25 protein-coding genes are annotated in these 22,258 nt (G+C 61.3%); 7 read left to right on the top strand and 18 right to left on the bottom strand.

The features are described from left to right. Nucleotides 1-88 precede the first annotated feature (88 nt). Both DD236_RS04665 and DD236_RS04660 read right to left on the bottom strand, forming a co-directional pair. On the bottom strand, nucleotides 89-604 hold the full coding sequence (locus DD236_RS04665) for a GNAT family N-acetyltransferase (RefSeq protein ID WP_109093168.1): 516 nt from the start codon (nucleotides 602-604) through the stop codon (nucleotides 89-91). Beyond that, entirely contained in the window at nucleotides 601-1,653 is a 1,053-nt protein-coding gene (locus DD236_RS04660) for a YeiH family protein (RefSeq protein WP_243409907.1), read from the bottom strand. The genes DD236_RS04665 and DD236_RS04660 overlap by 4 nt, the downstream gene beginning before the upstream one ends. An 87-nt stretch (nucleotides 1,654-1,740) precedes the next feature. On the opposite strand from DD236_RS04660, the gene DD236_RS04655 reads away from it, so the two are divergent. Together DD236_RS04655 and DD236_RS04650 are read left to right on the top strand one after the other, a co-directional pair. Beyond that, the gene (locus tag DD236_RS04655) at nucleotides 1,741-2,649 is read left to right on the top strand and encodes a LysR family transcriptional regulator (protein ID WP_109093166.1); all 909 of its coding nucleotides are present in this window, start codon (nucleotides 1,741-1,743) and stop codon (nucleotides 2,647-2,649) included. A 2-nt stretch (nucleotides 2,650-2,651) separates the two neighbouring features. Then, on the top strand, nucleotides 2,652-3,881 hold the full coding sequence (locus DD236_RS04650) for an MFS transporter (RefSeq protein ID WP_109093165.1): 1,230 nt from the start codon (nucleotides 2,652-2,654) through the stop codon (nucleotides 3,879-3,881). Here the strand turns inward: DD236_RS04650 and DD236_RS04645 are convergent. Genes DD236_RS04645 through DD236_RS04630 form a run of 4 tightly spaced genes read right to left on the bottom strand, consistent with a single transcriptional unit; the run spans nucleotide 3,878 to nucleotide 7,617 of the window. After that, on the bottom strand, nucleotides 3,878-4,927 hold the full coding sequence (locus DD236_RS04645) for an LLM class flavin-dependent oxidoreductase (RefSeq protein ID WP_109093164.1): 1,050 nt from the start codon (nucleotides 4,925-4,927) through the stop codon (nucleotides 3,878-3,880). The genes DD236_RS04650 and DD236_RS04645 overlap by 4 nt on opposite strands. A 4-nt stretch (nucleotides 4,928-4,931) precedes the next feature. Further along, the gene (locus DD236_RS04640) at nucleotides 4,932-5,573 is read right to left on the bottom strand and encodes a lytic transglycosylase domain-containing protein (RefSeq protein WP_109093163.1); all 642 of its coding nucleotides are present in this window, start codon (nucleotides 5,571-5,573) and stop codon (nucleotides 4,932-4,934) included. Continuing rightward, on the bottom strand, nucleotides 5,570-6,277 hold the full coding sequence (locus DD236_RS04635; RefSeq protein WP_165819821.1) for a PIG-L deacetylase family protein: 708 nt from the start codon (nucleotides 6,275-6,277) through the stop codon (nucleotides 5,570-5,572). The genes DD236_RS04640 and DD236_RS04635 overlap by 4 nt, the downstream gene beginning before the upstream one ends. Further along, nucleotides 6,277-7,617, bottom strand: coding sequence for a 6-phospho-beta-glucosidase (locus tag DD236_RS04630; RefSeq protein ID WP_109093161.1), 1,341 nt, complete (start codon nucleotides 7,615-7,617; stop codon nucleotides 6,277-6,279). Before DD236_RS04630 ends, DD236_RS04635 begins: the two co-directional genes overlap by 1 nt. A gap of 64 nt (nucleotides 7,618-7,681) precedes the next feature. On the opposite strand from DD236_RS04630, the gene DD236_RS04625 reads away from it, so the two are divergent. Continuing rightward, on the top strand, nucleotides 7,682-8,545 hold the full coding sequence (locus DD236_RS04625; RefSeq protein WP_165819820.1) for a carbohydrate kinase family protein: 864 nt from the start codon (nucleotides 7,682-7,684) through the stop codon (nucleotides 8,543-8,545). Here the strand turns inward: DD236_RS04625 and DD236_RS04620 are convergent. Then, nucleotides 8,511-9,326, bottom strand: a complete 816-nt coding sequence (locus DD236_RS04620; protein WP_207785681.1) for a TetR/AcrR family transcriptional regulator — start codon at nucleotides 9,324-9,326, stop codon at nucleotides 8,511-8,513. The two genes, DD236_RS04625 and DD236_RS04620, sit on opposite strands and share 35 nt — an antisense overlap. Nucleotides 9,327-9,394: 68 nt before the next feature. Between DD236_RS04620 and DD236_RS04615 the strand changes: the two genes are divergently transcribed. The 3 genes from DD236_RS04615 to DD236_RS04605 are packed head-to-tail and all read left to right on the top strand — an operon-like array spanning nucleotide 9,395 to nucleotide 11,205. Then, nucleotides 9,395-9,883, top strand: coding sequence for a flavodoxin family protein (locus tag DD236_RS04615; RefSeq protein ID WP_109093159.1), 489 nt, complete (start codon nucleotides 9,395-9,397; stop codon nucleotides 9,881-9,883). After that, a complete protein-coding gene (locus DD236_RS04610) occupies nucleotides 9,880-10,890 on the top strand; it encodes an ATP-dependent Clp protease proteolytic subunit (RefSeq protein ID WP_207785696.1) in 1,011 nt (336 codons plus the stop codon). Before DD236_RS04615 ends, DD236_RS04610 begins: the two co-directional genes overlap by 4 nt. Nucleotides 10,891-10,926: 36 nt before the next feature. Further along, nucleotides 10,927-11,205 (top strand): DUF1540 domain-containing protein, encoded by a 279-nt coding sequence (locus DD236_RS04605; RefSeq protein ID WP_109093158.1) that lies wholly within the window; start codon nucleotides 10,927-10,929, stop codon nucleotides 11,203-11,205. A gap of 49 nt (nucleotides 11,206-11,254) precedes the next feature. On the opposite strand, the gene DD236_RS04600 is transcribed toward DD236_RS04605, so the two are convergent. From DD236_RS04600 to clpS, 7 genes are all read right to left on the bottom strand, one after another. Further along, nucleotides 11,255-12,088, bottom strand: coding sequence for a hypothetical protein (locus tag DD236_RS04600; protein ID WP_109093157.1), 834 nt, complete (start codon nucleotides 12,086-12,088; stop codon nucleotides 11,255-11,257). A gap of 123 nt (nucleotides 12,089-12,211) precedes the next feature. Beyond that, complete coding sequence (gene rdgB, locus DD236_RS04595; RefSeq protein WP_109093156.1) at nucleotides 12,212-12,817, bottom strand: RdgB/HAM1 family non-canonical purine NTP pyrophosphatase; 606 nt, start codon at nucleotides 12,815-12,817, stop codon at nucleotides 12,212-12,214. Further along, nucleotides 12,814-13,584 carry a ribonuclease PH gene (gene rph, locus DD236_RS04590; protein WP_109093155.1) on the bottom strand — a complete coding sequence of 257 codons (771 nt, stop codon included), beginning with the start codon at nucleotides 13,582-13,584 and terminating at the stop codon, nucleotides 12,814-12,816. Before rph ends, rdgB begins: the two co-directional genes overlap by 4 nt. Before the next feature lie 9 nt (nucleotides 13,585-13,593). Continuing rightward, nucleotides 13,594-14,364: an MBL fold metallo-hydrolase gene (locus DD236_RS04585; RefSeq protein WP_109093154.1), complete on the bottom strand. Its 771-nt coding sequence runs from the start codon at nucleotides 14,362-14,364 to the stop codon at nucleotides 13,594-13,596. Next, nucleotides 14,361-15,161: a glutamate racemase gene (gene murI / locus DD236_RS04580; RefSeq protein ID WP_109093153.1), complete on the bottom strand. Its 801-nt coding sequence runs from the start codon at nucleotides 15,159-15,161 to the stop codon at nucleotides 14,361-14,363. Before murI ends, DD236_RS04585 begins: the two co-directional genes overlap by 4 nt. A gap of 9 nt (nucleotides 15,162-15,170) precedes the next feature. Further along, nucleotides 15,171-15,896, bottom strand: a complete 726-nt coding sequence (locus DD236_RS04575) for a DUF2017 family protein (protein ID WP_109093152.1) — start codon at nucleotides 15,894-15,896, stop codon at nucleotides 15,171-15,173. After that, nucleotides 15,893-16,186 carry an ATP-dependent Clp protease adapter ClpS gene (gene clpS, locus DD236_RS04570; RefSeq protein WP_109093151.1) on the bottom strand — a complete coding sequence of 98 codons (294 nt, stop codon included), beginning with the start codon at nucleotides 16,184-16,186 and terminating at the stop codon, nucleotides 15,893-15,895. The genes DD236_RS04575 and clpS overlap by 4 nt, the downstream gene beginning before the upstream one ends. A gap of 58 nt (nucleotides 16,187-16,244) precedes the next feature. On the opposite strand from clpS, the gene DD236_RS04565 reads away from it, so the two are divergent. Then, nucleotides 16,245-17,600, top strand: a complete 1,356-nt coding sequence (locus tag DD236_RS04565) for a nicotinate phosphoribosyltransferase (protein ID WP_109093150.1) — start codon at nucleotides 16,245-16,247, stop codon at nucleotides 17,598-17,600. Here DD236_RS04565 and DD236_RS04560 read toward each other — a convergent pair. The 4 genes from DD236_RS04560 to DD236_RS04545 all read right to left on the bottom strand — a co-directional run bounded on the left by DD236_RS04560 (nucleotide 17,597) and on the right by DD236_RS04545 (nucleotide 22,237). Beyond that, complete coding sequence (locus tag DD236_RS04560; protein WP_109093149.1) at nucleotides 17,597-19,354, bottom strand: HNH endonuclease signature motif containing protein; 1,758 nt, start codon at nucleotides 19,352-19,354, stop codon at nucleotides 17,597-17,599. The genes DD236_RS04565 and DD236_RS04560 overlap by 4 nt on opposite strands. Before the next feature lie 350 nt (nucleotides 19,355-19,704). Beyond that, entirely contained in the window at nucleotides 19,705-21,519 is a 1,815-nt protein-coding gene (locus DD236_RS04555; protein ID WP_109093148.1) for a DEAD/DEAH box helicase, read from the bottom strand. Further along, on the bottom strand, nucleotides 21,516-21,812 hold the full coding sequence (locus tag DD236_RS04550; protein WP_109093147.1) for a DUF3039 domain-containing protein: 297 nt from the start codon (nucleotides 21,810-21,812) through the stop codon (nucleotides 21,516-21,518). The genes DD236_RS04555 and DD236_RS04550 overlap by 4 nt, the downstream gene beginning before the upstream one ends. A 143-nt stretch (nucleotides 21,813-21,955) precedes the next feature. Next, on the bottom strand, nucleotides 21,956-22,237 hold the full coding sequence (locus DD236_RS04545) for an HU family DNA-binding protein (protein WP_109093146.1): 282 nt from the start codon (nucleotides 22,235-22,237) through the stop codon (nucleotides 21,956-21,958). Between the last annotated feature and the right edge of the window lie 21 nt (nucleotides 22,238-22,258).

Genomic DNA, 22,258 nt, shown 5'->3' with positions numbered 1-22,258 from the left:
TAAGCCCACGTGGGAGGGATGCGGAGAACACATCGAGGAAGCGCTAGCCGACGTTCCCGAAGCGGACCGCTGTGGCTGCGCCCGGTAGCTAAATACCTAGCTTCATCAACAGATCCGTTTGTGGATCTGTCCCTAGCATGAATGAATGCTCACCGAACTGCTCGAAACCAAGATGCCGATAGAAGCCGCGCGCCGGATCGTTGTGTTCCCAGACCCCCAGCCACACGGTATCGAGTCCGCGTTCTTTTGCAATGGCCACGGCGCGATTCATCATGAGCGCCCCGAGGCCTTGCCCCTTGAAGGCCGCAAGCGCGTAAATCCTCTCAACTTCTAGTGCCGCGTCCCCCATTGCCTCACTCTGCGCCACTCCGGTGTTGATCTTCAGGTAACCTGCTACCGCGCTATCAGCCACCAGCAGGTAGAACTCGCTTCCGGCCATCCGCAGTTCCGCAAGGAGCACATCACGGGTGAGGGACTGCTGGATGTAAATCTCTATGTTCTCCGGGGTGTTTTGGTCTCCGAAGGCCTCGACGAACGTATCCACGCTGATCGCGACCAACACGTCAACATCCGCCTCACGGCAACGCTTTAGCTCTATCGTCACCCGATCAGCATAATCCCGGTATAGGCGATGGTGCCAACTAGTATCGTCGCGAGCGCCGCTAGCGCGAACGGCCGCAGGCCAACTCCGAGCAGCTCCCGGATTTTTACACCGCATCCCAACCCGAACATGGCGGCCGCGAGAAGCGCGGTTTGCAGGCCGTTTCCGATGCTTAACACCGCGCCTGGCAGATCCACAAAGGAACGAAGAACTACCATCGCTAAGAACCCAATGATAAAGAGAGGGACGATCGGAGGGAGCTTCATCTTGCCGCCCACCGCGCCATTCGCCCGATAGGTCCAGCGCTGACGGAGGCTCAACACTGCGACAACGGGTGCCAACAGCAAGACGCGTGCGAGCTTCACGATCACGGCAACCGTCAGTGCGCTTCCACCAAGGATTTCCCCGATCGCCACCACCTGAGCGATCTCGTGAGTGCTACCTCCGGCCCACATACCGGCCGTCTCGCTATCCATACCCATGAGACCCGTGAGGAACGGCATTAACGGAATCATCAGCGTCCCGAAGATCACCACGAGGGCCACGGCTGTCACGGTGTCCTTCTCGTGTTCGTCATTGGGATCGGTTACCCCCGCCGCACCAGCAACCGCCGCGGCACCACAGATGGAGAATCCGCACGCCACGAGTAGAGTCAATCGTGGTGGTACCCGCAGCAGCTTACCTAGCAGAATCGTCCCGAAGATCCCGCCAACCACCACGCAGATCACCACGAGGATAAGCGGCAGCCCCAGATCAACGATGTCCGAGAGCACGAGGCGCAGTCCAAGCAACACAATCCCCGCCCGCAGCAGCTTCTTCGAGGCGAACTGAATGCCTGGATCAAGACTCGCGGGCAGCCGCACGGTGTTGGTCAAAACAATCCCAAGGATGATCGCCAGGATCACCGGGCTGAGGACGGGAACAAGCTGGCCCACTCCAAACGAGATCCCGGCAGCTGCAAGCGCAAGCAGCGTGCCGGGAAGCACGCGCCGGAATCTTTCCTTTTGCGCTTGGTGGCTTCCGGTTTCTGAAAGGGCTTCGGTAGTTTTCACGATGTCCATGATCTCCCGAATCAACCCGGCAGAGTAGAGTCAGTTCACGTTAGGGTTACAAGCATTACTTGTTACTGAGGAGCCTACATGGATGCAGAACCAGATCTAGCGGCCCTACGCGCCCTCACCATGATCGCGGAACACGGCAGCATTTCCGCGGCCTCCCACCACCTAGGATTGAGCCAACAGGCCCTATCCCTAAGGGTCCGTGCCCTAGAATCGCACCTTCATGTGCGTCTCCTAGCCCGCTCACCGCGTGGCTCACACCTCACCCCGTCCGGTGAACTCGTAGTTGGCTGGGCTCGCGCCGTCCTCAGTGCCGCGGAGGATTTCACTCAGGCGCTGACCTCTCTCCACAATAGCCGCGACAACACGCTGAGCATCATGGCTAGCCTGACAATTGCCGAACATCTCCTACCCGAGTGGATAGCCAGATGGCGCGGCCAGCTGGGAGACGACGGCACTGTTGCCAAGCTGACCGCGGCCAATAGCACAACCGTCATCGCGGCCGTCAACGAGGGAACGGTAGACCTCGGGTTCATCGAAACTCCCACTATCCCAGCAGATCTCGGCTCTGTAACCGTCGGGCACGACACCATCGAGGTTGTCACCTCCACCAGCCACCCGTGGGCCCAAACCAAAACGATCTCCAGCGAAAAGCTCGCCCACACCCCGCTGGTTCTCCGCGAATCGGGCTCCGGTACCCGCCGCGCCCTCGAGATGGCCCTCGAGCGAGCCGGCAGCCCACTGACGGCAGAGCCCGCCGCCGTGATCCCCACAACCCTCGGGGTACGCAGTTCCATCATGGCGAACACGGCCCCCGGAGCGCTCAGCTCTCTGGCCATCGCCGAGGATGCCCAGTCCGGCCGCCTCGCTCGCATCCACGTTCGCGGCCTAAACACCCAGCGTCCTTTAACCGCAATCTGGGCTGGTGAACGCCCCACGCCCACGGGCGCAACCTTCCTCGCATCGATCACACAGGCATCCCAGAAGTAACCATGGGCTCGAACTCAGAATCGGCAATGCAGAACTTCCAGCGCCGCACAATGATCGTTCTCCTCGTGACGCAGATAGTTGGAACTATCGGCGTGGGCGCTGCACCTTCGCTCGGCATTCTGCTCGCTAGCGAGGTGACTCAGAATGAGGCCTGGGCCGGTCTTGCCCGCACGGCCAGCACTCTGGGAGCCGCGCTGCTCGGTATCCCCCTTGGAAATCTTGCGGCCCGCAAAGGCCGCCGCGTCGCGCTTTCCAGCGGCTGGCTGATCGGAGCGATCGGCAGCGCCATTCTGGTTCCCGCCGCGCAGTTCAGCCTCACGGTCCCCCTATTCGCCGGACTCCTACTGATCGGCTCCGGCTCTGCTGTGAGCCTGCAGTCCCGATTCGCGGCGACCGACCTAGCCAGCCCTCAACGCAAGGGCCGTTCGCTCTCACTCGTTGTCTGGGTGGGAACGATCGGCTCCGTGCTGGGTCCAAATCTCGGGGTGCCCGGGCGCGTGGTGGGCACACACACCGGGCTCACGGTCTATGCGAGTGCGTTCCTCATCGCAGCTGCCTGCCTCGGACTCGCCTCTCTCCTCATCTTCGTCCTGTTGCGGCCCGATCCCCTCCTGACCGCACGCGCGGGTACCGCCGCCGCCGAACAACCCCGCCCTAAGCACCGCATCCGCGTTCTGACATCAGGGCTACGCACTAGTACGCGCCAGCGCCAGGGCATGCTCGCTATTCTCACCGCACAAGCCATCATGGTTGCCATCATGACGATGACCCCGGTCCACGTGGTTCACCACGGCGGCACAATCGAGTTGGTGGGGATCACGATCAGTATGCACATCCTTGGCATGTATTTGCTGGCCCCCGTGGCGGGCTGGATGGTGGACCGCTTCGGGTACCACGCCCCGATGTTTGTTGGTATCGCGATCCTGACGGCCTCGCTGCTCATCGGGGCGATCTATCCCGACTACATGCCAGCTATCGTGGCGTCCCTGATCCTGCTCGGGCTCGGCTGGTCCTTCATGAACGTTGCCGGCTCGGCGCTCTTCGCCACGGCGGTAGAGCCCGATCTCCGGGCATCAGCCCAAGGCGGCGTGGACGCGATGGCCAACCTGTCCGGAGCAATCGCGGCCTTCATCGCCGGTCCCCTACTTGCAGTTAGCAGCTTCGCCGCGCTTTGCCTGATCGCCCTTGCTGTGCTAGTTCCTGTGACGGTGAGTCTGGTTCGTCGTCGTTAAAAAAGCTCACCAGCCAGCAGGCGAAGCGACTCTTCGCGCCGGGCCCCGCGATCCACATCGTCCCCGGCGTAGGCACCGGCGACGGGACTGACCATCACCTCGTCCGCGCCAAGACGGGCCGCGAGCGCCGAAATCCCCTCGGCAACATGCTCTGGCGTCCCCACGAACATAGAATCGGGACCGGGCGCGGGCGCCATGAATTCGCGTGCGGCCCAGTCGTAGTTTTCCATCTCGTCCACCGTGGCCTGCGGCTCCATCTTCCCACCGCTACGCAGCCGCGCGTTGCTCAGCTTCTGGGGAAGGGCCAGTTTGTTGGCTTCCTCCGCATTTTCGGCGACGACGACGTTCACCGGCACCAACGTCTTCGGCTCAGGGAAACTCGCAGAGGGCACAAAGCTCTCGCGGTACAGCCGAAGCGTCTCGTCGATGCCCGGCATTCCGAAGTGATTGGCGAACACGTAGGGCAGGCCGAGCTGGCCGGCGGCCTCGGCAGAGTAGGCGGAGGAACCAAGAAGCCAAATGTCCGGAGCCGTGGACATGGCGGGAGTGGCGCTCAGGTCAAAGGGGCGTCCGGAAATCTCCACGTGTACGCGCTCGCCCACTGGCGTTTCCCCGCCGCCGAGCAGCTCCCGTAGCAGGGTGACGTCACGGACGTAGTTCTGGACTCCGTCGCCCGGTAGCGCCTGACGCAGCACCGCGGCAGTGAGCTGATCCGAACCGGGAGCGCGCCCGAGCCCCAGATCCACGCGGCCCGGCATCATCTCGGAGAGCAGTGCAAACTGTTCGGCCACCGCAAATGGAGCGTGATTGGCCAGCATGACCCCGCCAGAGCCGAAGCGGATCTGTGAGGTTCCCTCAGCGAGGAACGGGATGAGCACGGCGGGAACCGTTGAGACGATCGCTTCCATATTGTGATGTTCGGCCACCCAGTAGCGGGTGTAGCCGAGTCGATCGGCCTCGCGGGCGAGGGCCTGACTGGCGAGGAGGGCATCGCGGCTGGTCTGCCCGCGGCGCAGTGGAATGAGGTCTAGGACGCTAAGTTTCATGGTCTCACTCTACGTACCGCGTGGCACGGTCGGCCACCACGGCGGCGTACTGTTCGGATGCGTTGTAGGCCAAGATGGCCGAGTACCAGCCTTCTTCGGTAGTGAGGTCACCGCCGCGCTCGCACAGGAGCGTGGCCGCGGTTAGGGCAGCATCGTCGATCTGGTGCGGGTTGGTTTCGCCATCACCGTTGCCGTCTTGGGCGTAGATCTCCCACGTTTCGGGGATGAACTGCATGGGGCCAACGGCGCGGTCCCACTCGGTGTCTCCGTCATAGGATCCGCCATCAGTATCGGGGACGGCCGCTACCGATTCTCCGCCGTCTAGGGCAATCCCGATGATTTCCGGGGTCACAAGGCCGTCCGAGGCGATCGTCGCTCCGCCGTGGCTGCCGTGACCAGATTCCGTGGCGCCGATGGCCGCGAGAGTGTTCCAACCGATTCCGCATTCGGCTAGCGCTACAGCGGCCTGCGCGTATGCCTGCAGGGCGCCCTCGGGAATGCCCGTATCCTCTGCGGTGCGCTCGATCCATGTCTCGTCGGTCAGATCGGGGATTTCCTGCGGAGGAACTGCCCGTTCGGATGCCGAGGTGCTACAGGCGGTGGCCCCTAGTGCGAGCAAGATCGCGAGCGCTAGGGCTTTCCTCACTCGCGCGCCGAATACCGTAGGAACTCCTCCGCGTACCGATCGCGTCCTAAACCGCCATTAACCGCGCCTTGGCGCGCCAGCTCCCACACGTATTGGGTCATGAATGCCATGTCCTCGAACTGAGTAGCGTGGCACTGGACCGCTTGTGCCTTCTTCTCCACCTGCCCCGGCGTTAGCTGAACGTAGTGGTTGGGATTGTGGTGTCCCTGTAGCCACACTTCCTCTACCATCCACGGATCCAATCCCGAGGCTTTGAGCTCACGGAAGGCGAAAGGATTGCGGGAGGCTGGGTATATCGCCTGGATCGCTGCCTCGCCTACCGCGCGGTGATCCGGGTGGGAGGCCGCGAGGTTCGTCCAGTTGTGTTCCGGAGTCATGGTGATCACCAGGGTGGGCCGGTGGATACGGATTTGGGCCACAATGTCGCGGACTAACTCCGATGTGACTCGAACTTCGCCATCGAGGTGGCCGAGGAACGTCACGTCATCGATCCCGAGGCAAGCAGCGGCAGCGCGCTGTTCAGCCATACGCACGCCGGCGATCTGGTCCTGTCCCTCTTCCTTGAAACCACCGGCATCGCCCGCGGTGGCCACAACTAGTCCAACCTCAGCGCCCGCTTCGACGAACTGAGCGAGCGCCCCACCCGAGCCAACGTCTGCATCGTCAGGATGGGCAAATACTCCAAGCACTCTCTCGTGTTCCACTAACGTCCTTCCTCGAAAACCGCGGCAACCTGGGGGATCGCCTCGCAGTATTCATCTAACATCTCCTTCGCCGCGTCCACCGAATCCACGAGTGGATGCAGCGCTAGCGCCTTCCACGCCGTCGCACGATCCTTGGTTCGAACCGCATCGATCACGAGCGTTTCGCACGCCTTTACTTGCGTCACGAGGCCAAGTTCGGCACCTTCTAGCGGCGCCAGCGCCACGGCTACCGGACCACGTTGGTCCACCGTACACGGAACTTCGATGATCGCGCTGTCCGCGAGCGCCGGGATAACACCCGCGTTTGCCACACCTAGGATCATGCGGGCAGGCCGTCCACCCGAGAGGGCAGTCATAAGGTCCAAGGCAACTTCCTGATAGCCGCCGTCTAGATCTTCCTCTTCGCGTTCTCCGGCGCCAGCAACCTCGCGGGCCTCGGCCATATACGTTTCTTCGCGTTCGCGATGCGTGCGATCCCAGAGGGCCGCAGCCTCCTGCGGCTGGCTGTGGGCGGCTTGATAGAAATCCCCCTGCTGGGCCGAAAGGAACTGCCCGCGGGTCTGGGCCTCATCGCGGATCTGGGCCACGGCCTCGCGGTTACGGTAGTAGTAGAAAAGGTATTCGTTGGGCAGCATGCCAAGGCTCCGCACCCAGTCCAACCCGATGAGGCGCGCTTCCTCCATTTGGGTGAGCAGCTCCGGGTCCTCTAAAAGACGCGGGAGAAGTTCCTCGCCATCCTTCGTGGCGCTCCGTAGCCAGCCGAGGTGGTTAAGCCCGATGTAGTCATAGTCCAGCTCGGATTCGCTGGTTCCAAGCGCCCGGGCCGCCCGGCGCACCAGTCCGATCGGGGTATCGCAAATGCCGATCACCCGTGGCCCCAGCACCTCGCGCATCGCTTGAGTGATGATCCCCGCAGGGTTCGTGAAGTTGATGACCCAAGCGTTCGGGGCTTCCTCTTTGACGGCCCGCGCCAAATCCAAGGCCGCCGGGATCGTGCGCAGCGCGTAGGCGTATCCGCCAGGTCCTACGGTTTCTTGCCCCAAGATCCCGTGGCTGAGCGCGATGAGCTCATCGCTTACTCGTCCTTCGGTTCCGGCAACGCGCATCGCTGAGAAAACGAAATCTACCCCGCGCACAGCCTCGCGCAGGTCCGTTCCCGTCACAATCCGCGGCTTTCGCGCGATTGGGAGCTGTTCCAACACGTCCGCCATCACTTCAAGGCGTTCGGCGGACACATCGTAGAGGCGCAGCTCGCTCACATCTAGATCGTCACGGCGGCTGAGCGCCTCAACAATCTGAGGGACCCGGAAGCCTCCGCCTCCAATTATCGTGAGTTTCATTGAGCGCTTCCTCCATCCGCGGGTGATAATGGTACGCAGCATCGTAACACCGGAAGGAGACCCAATGAGAGCCGTAGTGATCGGCCCACTGTTTCTGGATGTCATCTTCACCGGCCTCGAACGGCTCCCTCACGCTGGCGAAGAACTCTGGAGCGATACGTGCGAGATCACCGCAGGCGGCGCCGCTAACCAAGCCCGTGCGCTCGCCCGGCTGGGAGTCCACACGAGTTTGTGTTCGTACGTGGGCCAAGACTCCCCAGGACGGCTAGTGCGCTCCATTTTGGCCGACGACGACGTGTCCCACTCCCTCCTTGCCCCCATTCCGCGTCAGGCGGTCACGGCGGCAATGAGCCTTGCGGGCGATCGCGCCATGGTCTCCAATGGGAGCAATGAGGCACCGCCGCTGTCCGGTCCGGCACCTGACCTTCTTATGGGGGACCTGCGTGCTCTTGCCGCTAATAGTGAGGTTGTTGCGCGGTGGCGCGCGGCTGGGACACTAGTGATTGCGGATGTTGGGTGGGACGAATCGGGAGTTTGGAGCCTTACGGATCTCGAGCCGTTGGCGCTAGCGGATGTGTTCGTTCCCAACGAGGATGAGGCCCGCGCCTACACCCGCACCGAATCCGCTGAAGCTGCTGCTGCGGCTCTCGTGCAGCGGGTGCCCCACGTGGTGGTCACGCGCGGGGCTGACGGCTGCGTGGGGGCTGACTCCCACGCCGTTACCTCTATACCGGCGTTTCCCGCAAAGGCAATTGACGCCACGGGGGCCGGGGACGTTTTTTCCGCGGCCCTCGGATGGGCGCTCCTTGACGGTGCTGACTTGCGTGAGGCCATGCGGGCCGCGAGTGTTGCCGGGGGCCTCGCGACGGAGGCTCCCGGCGGGACGGGAGCACCTACTGTGGAGGAGCTGCGTGCTGCAGGTCTCTGAGAGCCGCCACCATATCGTCAATTCGCTGGCGGTCCCAGACAACACCGGGATCGGGCTCGATGTAGGCCAGCACGGTTGCTGCCACCATATAGGCTCCTGGCGCCCAGTCCGCAGCCACGTTGGCTCCAAATGCCCGCATGGGCCGCGGCGTTCTTATCTCAGTATCCCCCAGAGAGTTCCGCGCGAGAACGCCGGTCATCGTAGCTCCCGATGCCCGGCTCATGAACTCGAAACCTTCGGGGCCACTCAGCGGGGCCCGAAGCCGGTATCCCAACAGCGCGGTGAACTGGGCGTAGACCCGCGCCCGCAGCTCAGCAACGCGGCGATCCGTATCCGCTAAGGCTTCGGTGACAGCCCTTCTCACCTCTGGATCCTCAATACCCTGATAGCTACCGAGTAACAGCTGGTACGTGCGCCACTGCGGAGAGGAACTCACAAGATCAAGGTCCGCCGTGATGCTGACGCGGAGAATTTCGACTAAGAGCGACCGCACCTCATCCGGAGAGTCGAGGCTATCAGAGCGGTCCAAAACAAGCCGCGAAAGGACCGGGCCCAGGTGGGCTTCGGGCCCCGGCAGGCCAGCGCCGTGAGCAAGCTTGATGAGTACGTCTGCATAGAAACGATCTTTCCCAGCCCAACGGCGGTATGCGGACGTTCGCGAAACGCCCGCCTCGCGGATCACCTCGTCAAATGCGATGGAGGCGATTCCCCGCTCATTAATCAACGAAACGGCCGTATCAAGCATCCGCTTCTCAGTTTCTCGATCACTCATTCGTGCCATACCCACACTATACATGCTGTACCGTTGTTGGTACGGTTAGTACTAAACGACCCTAGAAAGGTATTGGTATGCGTACACTCATCGTCACCGAATCGTGGTTCGGCAACACAAACACCATCGGCCAAAGGATTGCTCGCGGCCTCGAAGCGGGCGGAGCAAGCGTTGAGTACCATTCGGTTGCAGACGCCCCAACCGCAATCCCCGAGGGCATCGACCTGCTCGTCATTGGCGCGCCCACCCATAACCGCAATCTCTCCACTCCCGCCAGCCGGTCGCAGGCAGCCAGCCGGTTGAATGCTGACACAAAGCCCAACGCGACCGGTGTCCGCGAGTGGCTTCCACGGCTCTCAGTTCCCGAGGGAACGGACATTGCCATTTTCGATACCGTCACGGGCAAGAACTGGATGAGCGGCTCGGCTGCCAAGGCCGCGGCAAAGAAGCTTGGCAAGCGAACTATTGACGTCATGTCTTTCGTTGTGACTGGAACCGAAGGCCCGCTCGCCGAGGGCGAAGAGGAGGCCGCACAAGATTGGGGTAAAAGCCTCGTGCGTAGCTGAGGGTAGCGCTGCCGGGAGCAGAGCTGCTGGCTGGGCTGGCTTCGCCTTGCCTAACCTCAGGCACACCGGGCAAACGCCGAGCGCTACCTCATAGCCGCATTCTGATGCACCAAGGTTCAGCTGGTATGGGCGGCTCAACAACGGACGTGGAGCTTCAGGCGGAAGATGTTCGCCATACACGGGATACCGTTCTAGGCATAACCAGTGAGGATACTGGGCAACCCCTTGAGCGAGTATTCGAGGATTCCCTGCACGATCATTGGTATTCGGCAGACGAAGCCAAAGAGTATGGATTCATCGATTTTGGGGTGGCCAACAGTATCATTGCTCAATTGCTGTTTCTCGAATCCTCCAGTCCGGACGCGGATATCAGCTTCTATATCAACTGTGAGGGCGGGGATCCGAGCGCCATGCTCGCCATCTACGACACGATGAGCTACATCCGCCCTAGAATCTGCACGACGTACGTTGGGCAGGCCGTTGGCGTGGGAGCCATCCTGCTCGGCTCAGGCACCGCAGGGCACCGTCTGGCTCTACTCCACACGCGGATAGTCCTTCATCAGCCGAGCAATCAGGAGCGGCGCGCCAACATCCCCGATCTCATCTTGCAGGCGGACGAGGCCGTCAGAATACGTGCGGAACTTGAACAGATCCTTTCTCGCCATACTGGGCAGAGCGCAGAAAAGCTCCATCGCGACACGGATCACGATCGCGTTTTTACACCGGTCGAGGCACGGGAGTACGGGCTAATTGACCACGTCATTAGCGTGCGTGAAGGTTGGCCCAGACGCCTCAATTCTTCGCCGATCATGTGCCGCCATAGAATTTCGTCCATAGCTAGCTATGGCGCAGCTATCTTATCTCTGCTCTGGGCAGAGAATAGATATTTACAACCAAAATTGCGCATAAATGTCAAATCGGCGAAGTTGCAACAGTTTATCGGCCCTACGACGCGGTTTGGTAAGCCTTACCCATCTGAAGACCTTGGACCTTGTTCGCTACTTTGATGGTGTAAACGAATTAGCCGTTCTAAGGAGCCCCTCATGGCAACCCAAACTCTTATTTCTTCTTGCACAGTAACCGAATGCGCCTTTAACCACGGTGGCTGCAACGCACTGGCCATCACCGTTGACGGAGCCGACAAGGCCGCATGTGGAACCTTCACCACGATCGATGCCCGCGGCGGCGTGGAAGGCGCTCAAGGAACCGTCGGGGCATGCAAGCGCCTCGAATGCGTTCACAACAAGGATCTTCTCTGCACTGCAGGTGAGGTTGCAATCGCTGGTGACACCGCCCTGTGCACCACGTTTGAAGCACGCTAAGCACTACGCGCAAGGGGCAAGGTTGAGGGGTCGGAAGACCCCTCAATTTTTATTTACCGAGTTGCCGGACTTCTCTAATCACATCAGGTCTAGTGGACACAGGGTGTTTGAACGGAACGAAGGCAGTTGTGGCGCCCTCACGCTCGATACTCATGAGCGTAATGCCCGTGCGATCCACATCGAGGCACGTTGCTCCAAGAATATGTTCGCAACTGTCTTGCAGTTCTTGACAGGCGAGGAAGGCTCCCGTGACCTCACCTAGCATGAGGCCGTCATAAACCGCCTGCAGATCCAGCTCGCTGTTAACGGTTTCCACAGTGGATATCTCATGCTCGGGGTACACGAAAAGGTCTGGTTCTAACTCACAGAAGAATGACTCATCCTGGATCAGCTGACACCGCTCATGCTCATCAAGGATCACATCCGCACATAGGGGCGTAACGCCACAAACGTCGTGGAGCAGGACGCGATCGTAGGTAATGACCGCAAGATATCCACTTTCGGCAAGCATAGCCACGCGTTGGGGAAGCTCGGGAATAACGAGAGCCTTCTCTGCAGTTTCCAGCCACCGAGCTTGCCCGAGCAGATGAGCCGAAGACGCAACGATATGTACATCGAGCCGCGGCGCCTGCTTATCGATTGATAGGCGAATATCCGTGGGCAACTCATCACCAAGCGCCGGATCGTTCGCCGAAACGGCCACAACAAGATCGCCGCTACGTGTCACTCCGTGGGCAACCGCAGTCAAGGTGAACATTGGGCTCGCATGGTAGGACACCAACTCCGCTTGGCCAAGACCGCACAGCAAACGGTAGGCGGTAGAGACGCTACGCTCCTGCCACAGGACAGGATCGAGTGCGGTGCGAGTGAGTTTTGGATCCACAGTTCCACTCCAAATAGGCAATCAACCGTAAGTTAGGCTACCCGAACCACACCCGATTTAAGCAACGAGTCCGTCACTTAAATGGGGTGAACTGCATCACAGGTGAAGGTGATAGCCCTTGCCTTAGGCCCCTCGTCCTAGCACTGAGGCGATATGCGGAGCCAAGGCACGAAATGCTTTGCCTCGATGCGAGATCGCATCCTTTTCTGCGGGAGAGATTTCGGCAGAGGAGACCGATAGGCCCTCGGGCATGAAAATAGGGTCATAGCCGAAGCCGTTGGCGCCCTGCTTTTCGCGCATCAGCGTTCCTCGCATAACACCTTCCTCAACGAGTTCAACCCCATCGGGCGTCACTAGCGCGGCGGCACAGCGAAACTCGGCCCCACGGTAACGATCTGGAACGTCCCCCATTTGATGGAGGAGGAGTTGGAGGTTGGCGTCGTCGTCGCCATGTTTTCCACTCCACCGGGCCGAAAAAACTCCGGGTGCGCCGCCCATGGCGTCCACGCAAATCCCGGAATCGTCCGCAATCGCGATCAAGCCGGTTTCCCGCGTAATCTGACGGGCCTTGATCAGTGCGTTCCCGGCGAACGTGACCTCGTCCTCCACGGGCTCGGGAAGATCGAACTCTCTGGCGCCAATGACGTCCAAATCCGCCAGCAGCGGTTGAAGGATATTTCGCAGCTCAGCCACTTTATGTTCGTTGCGAGTGCCAAGGACGATTCTCACCAAGCGCCCCCGATGATGCGGGCGTCGATAGCATTCTCGCCTAGCAGCGCCTCCCGTTGAATCTTCGCCAGCTGAGCGTTACCGATGCTTGCGAGGTCCAGGATCGTACCCAGTTCGTCGCGGGAGAACGGCTCATGTTCGGCCGTACCCTGAATCTCGATGAACTTGCCGGATCCGGTGCCCACAACGTTCATGTCCGTGTCCGCGCGCGAATCCTCTTCGTAGGGCAGGTCAAGGACCGCGTGGCCGTCCACGATTCCTGCCGACACCGCAGAGATGGAATCGGTAAGAATCGGAGCCGGTTTCATGATTCCCTTAGCCACAGCCCAGTTCACGGCGTCCGCGAGCGCCACGAAGGCGCCGGTGATGGAGGCAGTGCGCGTTCCGCCGTCCGCCTGAAGAACATCGCAGTCCAGGACGATCGTGTTATCCCCAAGGGCTTGCATGTTGACAGCAGCGCGGAGCGAGCGGCCCACCAGACGCGAGATCTCGTGCGTGCGCCCTCCCACCTTGCCCCGGACGGACTCGCGAGAGGAGCGATCGCTAGTGGCGCGGGGAAGCATCGCGTACTCGCCCGTTACCCAGCCCAGCCCAGAATCCTTGCGCCAGCGCGGCACGCCCTCGGTGAAAGAGGCCACACACAACACCGTGGTCTTCCCAAACTTCACGAGGACGCTGCCCTCGCCCTCTTCAAGGAAGTGACGCTGAATCGTCACCGGACGCATTTCATCTATTGCTCGCCCATCGGCGCGTGACCACAAACTCATGGCTCTACTCTAGACGGTGTACGTCTCCCCCGGTTCAACCGGACGGACCGGCCCGGCGAACACGGATTCGGCGGCCCGGCGTACATTCTCCGGCGAAGTCCAGGGTTGCAGATGCGTGAGCAGCAGCTTACGGGCACCGGCTTGTTGGGCGAGCTGGCCCGCCCGCGTTCCGGTCATGTGGATTCCGCGAGCCTCGTCACGCCCATCCTCGAAGGCCGCCTCAGCCAGGAGGAGATCGGCGTGGCGGGCCATCTCAATTTCGCCGTCGCACAAGTCCGTATCGCCGGTAAACCCGAAGATGACGTCTTGCTTCGGATCCAATTCGCTCGGGCCAATGATACGCAGGCCCACGGCAGGCACTGGGTGCACAGCGGGGAACGCCTCGATGGTCATGGGCCCCACGGTAGTGCGGGCGCCGGGGCCAAAATCCTTGAAGTGGAATGCGCCCGAGTACGTCTCATCCTCGGGATCGTCCCCAATCTGCCGGGTACGTGCCATGCCATCCGCCGGTGAGTACACATCCACCGCGGGGAGTGGACCATCCGGGAACCAGCGCCGGTACACGTGCATCCCGGTGATATCCACGCAGTGATCGGCGTGGAGATGAGAGAAGAACATCGCGTCCAAATCCGCGGGATCAAGGTAACGCAGGAGCTGACCCATCGCACCCGGCCCGAAATCGAGCGTGATCGAGTAACCTCCAGCCTGCAGCAGGTAAGCCGAGGCGGCCCCGGCCGGTCCTGACATTGACCCGGAGCACCCGAGAACTGTCAGCTTCATCGATCCAACTCCTTTGTTGATCTGGCGTACCCGACGTCTGGCCCGATGAAACGGCGCGCAAGCGGCCCAAAGGAAGCCGGGTCTCCCGTGGCATAAAACTCCCGGATGGGCGCTGTTTCGTGGGAGAACAGATCGTATTCTGCAAGCAGGCGGTATACATCGCGAGCCGTTTCGTCCGCAGAGGAGACCAGCGTGACGTCCGCTCCCATCACGTACCCGATAGCTCCTTGCAAGAGCGGATAGTGGGTGCATCCGAGAACCAGCGTGTCTATCTCCGCATCGATCAGTGGGCCAAAGTAGCCGGCGGCTACCTCCTGAACGTGAGGACCGGCCGTGATGCCGTGTTCTACAAGCTCAACAAAGGCCGGGCACGCGACGCTCGTTATCTGGAGATTGGGGTAGCTGCCGAACGCGTTCAGGTACGCATGGGACCTCACGGTCCCTTCGGTACCGATCACGCCTATACGGCCGGACGTTGTGGCTGAAACGGCGCGGCGCACCGCGGGCTCAATAACGCCCACCACCGGGGTTTCGTAGCGTTCGCGCGCTTCGTCAAGCACGGCGGCCGTTGCGGTGTTGCAGGCGATGACGAGCATCTTCACGCCGTGGGCCACCAGCGAATCCATGATGTCGAGGGAGTATTCGCGGACCTGTTCGAGGGAGCGCGGGCCGTAGGGTGTGCGCGCGGTATCGCCGATGTACGTGATCGACTCTCTCGGTAACTGATCCATAATCGCTCGGGCTACAGTTAGGCCCCCTACGCCTGAATCAAACACTCCAATGGGCCGTGAATCCATATCTGGACTCTAGCGACGCCGCGCCTTAATCCCCACAGCGATCAGCAGTGACTCTTGCCACCACGTCAACATCGCGTAGAGCACGGCGAGTAAATCGTCCTCATCCTCGATCTCACGGCCTTCGGCGGCCGCCTCTTCTCCAGTTAGATATGATGCACGCGTGTAAACGGCTTCAGAACTGGCTTCGTCCACGATGTCGAGCCGCGAAGACAGTACAATTCGAATGTCATTCACCGCAGCTAGCCACGCCGTGGTACGTTCATTTTCCACCCACACCACGTCATTATCGTTATCAAGAGAATCAAAAAACGTTGCCAAGTTCTCAGCCTTCTCGGCGGCCAAAGAATCTTGCGTCTTGGCTCGCAAAGAGCGTGCCAGCTCCGGATCCTCGGACATGTCTGGCAGCAGGCGAGCAATGGCTTCGTCCATGGGAATCGCCGCTTCCCGATCACGCTCGGATCCAATGCTCCACTCACTCGAGTCAGGGTTTGCACTACCTCCCTCACCGATTTCCTCACGAAGTTGTGCTTCAAGGCCCTCGAGTTCGGTGAGTTCGCTTTCGTAGAGCGCCAGAAGATCATCAGCTTCAGCGGACTCACGACGCTTCTCAATGATGTCCGTGATAGAGATCCCCAGCATCGTCCCCACGTCTGAGGCCAATCCCCGCATGAGGCGCCGCTCAGTTGAATCGGCCCGCGCTACATAGCCACCGCGTTCGATGTGAAAAGCAATCATTCAGCGTCCTCCTCAATCGTGGCCTGCAAGCCAAAGCGGTGCATCGCCTGAGCGTCCGTTTCCATTTGCTCGCGCTCACCCCGGGATACGATCGCGCGGCCCTGCTCGTGAACTTGGAGCATGAGGGTGTTGGCGCGGTCCTTGGGCATGCCAAAGTAGCTCATGAAAACCCACTCGACGTAGCTCATGAGGTTCACCGGATCGTTGTGTACAACGGTCCGCCAGTCGTGACTGGCTTCTTCTGATGGGGCGGGTATTGGGGCTGGCGCCCCCGATGGCTGGGAGTTCACGCCGTCAGTCTAGCGACCTCGCGGGCGGATAACAGTGGCGCGGGCTAAACTATTGCACATGACTGAAGGCGCGAGCACTGCTTTGCTCACCGATATGTATGAACTGACCATGCTTGATGCTGCGCTCGAATCAGGGCGCGCCGGGCGCATGAGCGTTTTCGAGGCCTTCGCACGGAGGCTTCCCGGCGGGCGCCGCTACGGCGTTGTTGCCGGTACGGGACGCGTTCTCGAGGCTATCGAGAAGTTTCATTTTGGGACCGAAGAGATCGATTATCTCGCTGGCATCGGTATTGTCTCGGATACCACTTTGGAGTGGCTGGCAAACTACCACTTCAGCGGGGACATCTACGGGTACGCCGAGGGCGAATGCTACTTCCCCCACTCCCCCATCCTCACCGTCACCGGAACCTTCGCCGATACTTGTATGCTTGAGACCCTCATCCTCTCCATCCTCAATCACGATTCGGCCGTAGCTACCGCCGCTTCGCGTATGACGGCATCCGCCCGCGAACGCCCGTGTCTCGAGTTTGGTGCGCGTCGCACCCACGAAAGTGCGGCTATCCACGCGGCACGCGCAGCGGTGATCTCCGGCTTCATGGGCACCTCCGACGTTGAAGCTGGACGCACCTACGGCCTCAACATCGCTGGTACCTCCGCCCATTCCTTCACTCTCCTCCACGAGTCCGAGGAAGAAGCGTTCGCTGCCCAGATCGCCACGATGGGCGCTGGCACCACCCTGCTCGTGGACACCTACGACATTCCCCGCGGCGTAGAGCGCGCCGTTGCCGCCGCCCGAGGCGCCGGTGGCGAACTCGGCGCCGTCCGTATCGATTCCGGAGATTTGATTGCCCAAGCTTTCACAGTCCGCAAACAGTTGGATGATTTAGGGGCGACGACGACGAAAATCACCGTCACCTCCGACCTCGACGAATTCTCGATCGCGGCATTGGGTGCAGCACCGGTCGATTCCTACGGGGTTGGCACCAAACTGGTGACCGGCTCCGGTTATCCCACCGCAGAAATGGTCTACAAACTCGTCGCCCGCGAAGGCGACGACGGCCAGATGCACGAAGTAGCCAAAGCCTCCTCAAACAAGAAGAGCGTGGGCGGACTCAAGGTTGCCGGCCGTGTGCGCGACGAGAAGGGCCATTCCGCCCAAGAGCTCATCGTCTCCGCCCAAAGCTGGGAGGACGGCCTCGCCTACCTCGACCGCTCGGGAGCGCGCCCACTCCAGCACAAGCTCGTCTCTGGCGGAGAGGTTAACCAAGAGTTCGTCGGCAAGGAAGCCATCGCGGCTGCTGCGAAACGCCACGACGCCTCGCGGGCCGAACTGCCCTACGATGGCTGGCGCCTCTCCCGCGGCGAACCCGCGGTCCCCACCAAACTCGTGGATATCTTCGAGGGAGACGACTAAAGGTTCGCTCGGGTCCTACTCGTACCAACGCGCTTGCCGTCTTTACCGGTAAACACGAAGCCACCCAAGTGATGCGCGATCGTGATCTGCTCCCTGTGGATCACGGCGTGGTGGGCAAAACATAGCAGCACCGCGTTGTCGATAACGGTGGCGCCACCCTTCTCCCATTCTTGGGCATGATGGATCTCCCCTTGTTCCGGACCCCGTGTGCATCCGGGGAACTGACAGTGCCGGTCACGTCCCACAACCGCTTTTGCCTGCCGCTGGCTAAACAATCGCTGCCTGTAAGACACGTCCAGAGGTTCCCCGCGAGCATTAACGACGAAGCGTGTCATGTGACTATCGCACATGAGCCGGGCCAGTTGGCTCGGCGCCAACGGGCTGCCATCCGGAAGCGTTGCCGGGGCGAACCCTTCGAGCATGTCACCGTCTATCCCCGCGCGAATCATTGCGAGAACACCACCCAAATCAGCTTCCTGCTGCGGGCGCTGATCGAGGCACTCCCCGCGACGCCCAAGCCCGACACCTGTGGTTGCACAGGCATCGCCGGAAGAATAGATGCCCGAATCAGCCCGAGCCATCGAATCGGACAGGAGCCGCCCGCCAGACCGAGAATCTGCACCAGCCCCTTGGCCGGCACCGCCAAGTACACCTTCTGCCGGAGGCGAACCCGCGCCGGTGCTTCGCTCCAGCTCCTTACATCCGCGTTCGATGGCCTTCTCAGTCTGAACCAGCGTGGAGAAGGGCACGTGCACAAGGATCTCATGCCGAGCGATGGTGCCGTTCGAAAGTGGTGTGCTACCAGCGCAATCCCGATCTTGACCAGACCCGGCCGCCGTGCCAATTTGGGAGGAGCTCCCCGCCGCACCGAAAACTAGACCCATCAGGGCCTCGGCGTCCCGCTGTTTCGGGTGGCGATAATCGTCTTTGGCGGGCACGCCTACGATGTCGCGGAGCGCCTGCTTCAGAGCAGTTCCGTTCATGCCAGCGAGCCACCCAGACAAGCGATATCCGTTCCCGTCAGGAAAGACAGAAAACGATTCTTGGGCCGCTTCCTTCTTGACCTCAGCCTCGGCGCGAGCAGGCTGCTGCTTCACAACCCAAGACTTCACGCCCTTCTTGAAGTGCTCAACAGGCTCATTGAGTGCGATCGCTAGTAGCGCCGCTTCATCCTCCTGTGCTCGCTCCTTGAGGCGCGGCCTAATCACAGAGGTGAGAACATCCAGATAGGCATCCGACAGACGCCCCTTCTCGATTGCTTCACCGAAGAGAGGGAAGGCCGAGAATGCCCGAGCCTGCTTCATCTCCCGTCCCGTCTGGGCCTGTGATTGCATTCCGCCGCTGGTCAGGGTGTCCGCAAGCGTCCGTTCCTTGCCAGGAAGCGGCGGCTTTCTGCCATCCACGCTGGCCTCGGCCTGCCGCGTTTGCAGCTCATCTATCCGCGCGATTGCCGACAGCTTGATCCCATCCAGGCAACGGCTCGCCTCTTTGACCGCCGTCAACAGGCTCGCCGCTTCCTCAAGCCCGGCCACCGAGACCCGCGTCCCACGACACCGCGCGGTTACCCGTGCCAGCGCATCCGCAAGCTCCGCACAGCCCGAGCCTTCCGAGCCGCCCTGCAGCGGACCATTTGCATCAGCAGTATTACTGCCCATAAACGGCAGACCGCGCGATGCTGGATCGCTCCAAGCCGAGACTTCCGGAGGTGTTTGGTGCTCTAAAGAAATTGGCTCTACATCGAACAACGTTGTCATCACTTTCACCACCTTTCTGATGTATCAGCTTCGAAAACAACGCCTTCGAAGTCCTGTTTGATACATCGAGCCTATCGGGCGCCTCCCACACCTTTTTCTCTCAGAAAGGGCAAAACGACAGCATTCTAACTGTGATGTGTAACACGTTTCGACTACGCGTTATTTCCCATCAATTGGGACCCAAACGCCAGGCGGGACCGCGTCCGTTCCCTCAGCAATTTCGGCACATAGTAGCCAGTCTCGATTTCACATACAGATAGGCGGGCCCACCTGTCCCATACACCGAACCAGCTTCGTGGCAGCCTCACCTACGTACTGGGACGCCAACCTTTAAGGAACGCGACGGAATCCTACTTCCGGCCCACAAACCAGCGCCGCACGCGCTCGATCCGAGCCTCGATCTGCTCTGAGGATGCCCGAGCAACCTCGGGACCGCCGCAGATCCGCCGCAGCTCGGCATGAACTTGGGCGTGAGGTTCCCCGGACTTTCGTGCCCACGCCGAAACGAGGCCAGATAGCTCTTTGCGAGCTTTACGCCGCCGCTGGGTTTCGCTCAGCTCCGGCACGCCGGCCGCGCCGGACCCCGCACCCGACTTCGGCGCCCCACCTTGGCGCTTCGACTGGCTGGCCTGATGCTGGCGGAGCAAAGTGGTCACCTGATCAGGCTCCAAGAGCCCGGGAATCCCGAGGAAATCGGCCTCTTCGTCAGACCCGACTTCGGCCATGGATCCGAATTCGCCGCCATCGAACAGCGCCCGGTCAAAGGCAGCATCGGATTCGAGCGCCTCGAACCCTGGCAGCGCTAGTTGATCAGACGCCTTTTCGTCGCGATTGGCGCGGGCCAATTCGTCGTCGTCCCACAAACCATCCTCGTCCTTGTGGGGGTTCTGAAGCGCGTGGTCTCGGGACTTTTCCATCTCGTTCGCAAGCTCCAGGAGCTGGGGGACGGACGGGAGAAAGATCGTAGCTGTCTCCCCACGCCGCCGCACGCGCACGAAGCGCCCGATGGCCTGAGCGAAGAACAGCGGAGTGGAAGCGGACGTGGCATAGACCCCCACGGCCAGCCGCGGGACGTCCACGCCTTCGGACACCATGCGCACGGCAACCATCCAACGCGAATCCCCCGCGGCAAACTCGGCGATCCGCCCTGATGCCGCGGAATCGTCGGACAGCACAACAACCGGCTTTTCCCCCGAGATCGCCTCAAGCTGCGCCGCATACGCCCGCGCCTTCTTCTGATCGGACGCGATCACCAGCCCGCCCGCATCAGGAACCGACCCTCGAATGGTGGTGAGCCGATCGTTAGCGGCCTGCAAAACGGCCGGAATCCAGTCCCCTACGGGGTTGAGTGCCGTCCGCCAAGCCTGCGCCGTCATATCCTTCGTCAGCGGCTCGCCCAGCGTCGCCTCCACGACGTCCCCTTGCTTGGTCTGCCAGCGCATGTGCCCGGAATAGCTAAGGAACATGACGGGGCGGACTACCCCATCGCGCAGGGCCTCGGTGTAGCCGTAGGTGTAATCGGCCTGAGACCGCGAAACGCCGTCCGGCCCCGGTGCGTATTCCACGAACGGAATCGGGGAGGTATCGGAGCGGAAGGGCGTGCCGGTCAGGGACAGGCGCCGGGTGGCGGCGTCGAAGGCGGTGCGGATGCCGTCGCCCCAGGAGAGGGCGTCGCCTCCGTGATGGATTTCGTCCAGGATAACAAGAGTAGTGCGCCGCCGGGTCCGCGAGCGATGCAGCTCGGGGTTCGCGGCCACCTGTGCGTACGTCAGGCACACACCATCAAAGAACGCGCCCTCTTCGCGCTGCGCGTTGGTGAAGTCTGGATCTAGCTGGATGCCCACGCGCGCAGCCGATTCGGCCCACTGAGTTTTCAGATGCTCGGTTGGGCACACTACCGTCACCTTGCGAACGGTCCCGGCTGCCAGAAGTTCGGTGGCGATGCGCAGTGCGAAGGTAGTTTTTCCGGCCCCGGGCGTTGCTACCGCGAGGAAATCCTGCGGGGACTTCGCCAGGTAACGTTCGAGCGCTTCAGCCTGCCAAGCGCGCAGTGATCCCGCAGTCCCCCACGCGGCCCGCTCGGGGAAGGCCGGAGGGAGGCTTTCGGCAGCATGAACCGATGCCGATTTTGGATTGAGATCAGTGCGCGGCGTCCGCGCGCTCACTTACCGCTTCCCGGAACACCAGAATCGAAGGGCCAACCTTGGCCGCCGTTCTTCATCTGATTATAGATTTCCTTGCACGTTGGGCACACCGGGAACTTGTCCGGGTTTCGCGTAGGGGTCCACACCTTGCCGCATAGGGCAACCACAGGCTGGCCCTCAACGGCCGATTCGGTGATCCGCTCCTTGCGCACGTAATGGGCGTAGCGCTCCTCATCCCCCGGAGCGCGCTGTTCCTCGGTGCGCTCAAGGAGTTCTGTTGAACCGCCAGTTTCTTCCGGAGACGAAGTGCTCATGGAGCCAGTGTAGGAGGATCGGCCCAAGTTCCCAAGGCCGACGCGTGTGTCAAAGTCCGCAGGTTTTTTGGCGACGACGACGTACCCTCCCGTACGCAAAGAGGGCCCGGCATGTGCCGGGCCCTCTTAACTCACGTTTGTACTTACTTGGCTACAGCCTTCTTGAGGGCGGAACCAGCAGTCAGCTTCACACCGTAACCGGCGGGGATCTGAATCTCTTCGCCGGTGCGGGGGTTGCGGCCCTTGCGGGCGGCGCGCTCAGTGCGCTCAACGGCCATGAGGCCCGTGATCTTCACGGCTTCGCCGTTGGACAGGGACTCGACGAGCACTTCCTGAAGAGCGGCAACTGACTTATCTGCATCAGTCTTAGAAAGGTTTGCCTTCTCGGCAATCTTGGCAATTAGCTCAGTGCGGTTAAGGGACATTCCCATACCTCTCGTTATCTA

Origin of the sequence: Ancrocorticia populi, from assembly GCF_003123745.1 — a bacterium.
In the GTDB taxonomy this organism is placed as follows: Bacteria; Actinomycetota; Actinomycetes; order Actinomycetales; family Actinomycetaceae; genus Ancrocorticia; species Ancrocorticia populi.
The sequence above is the reverse complement of the archived record's forward strand: the minus strand, read 5'-3'. Positions and strand labels throughout refer to the sequence as shown.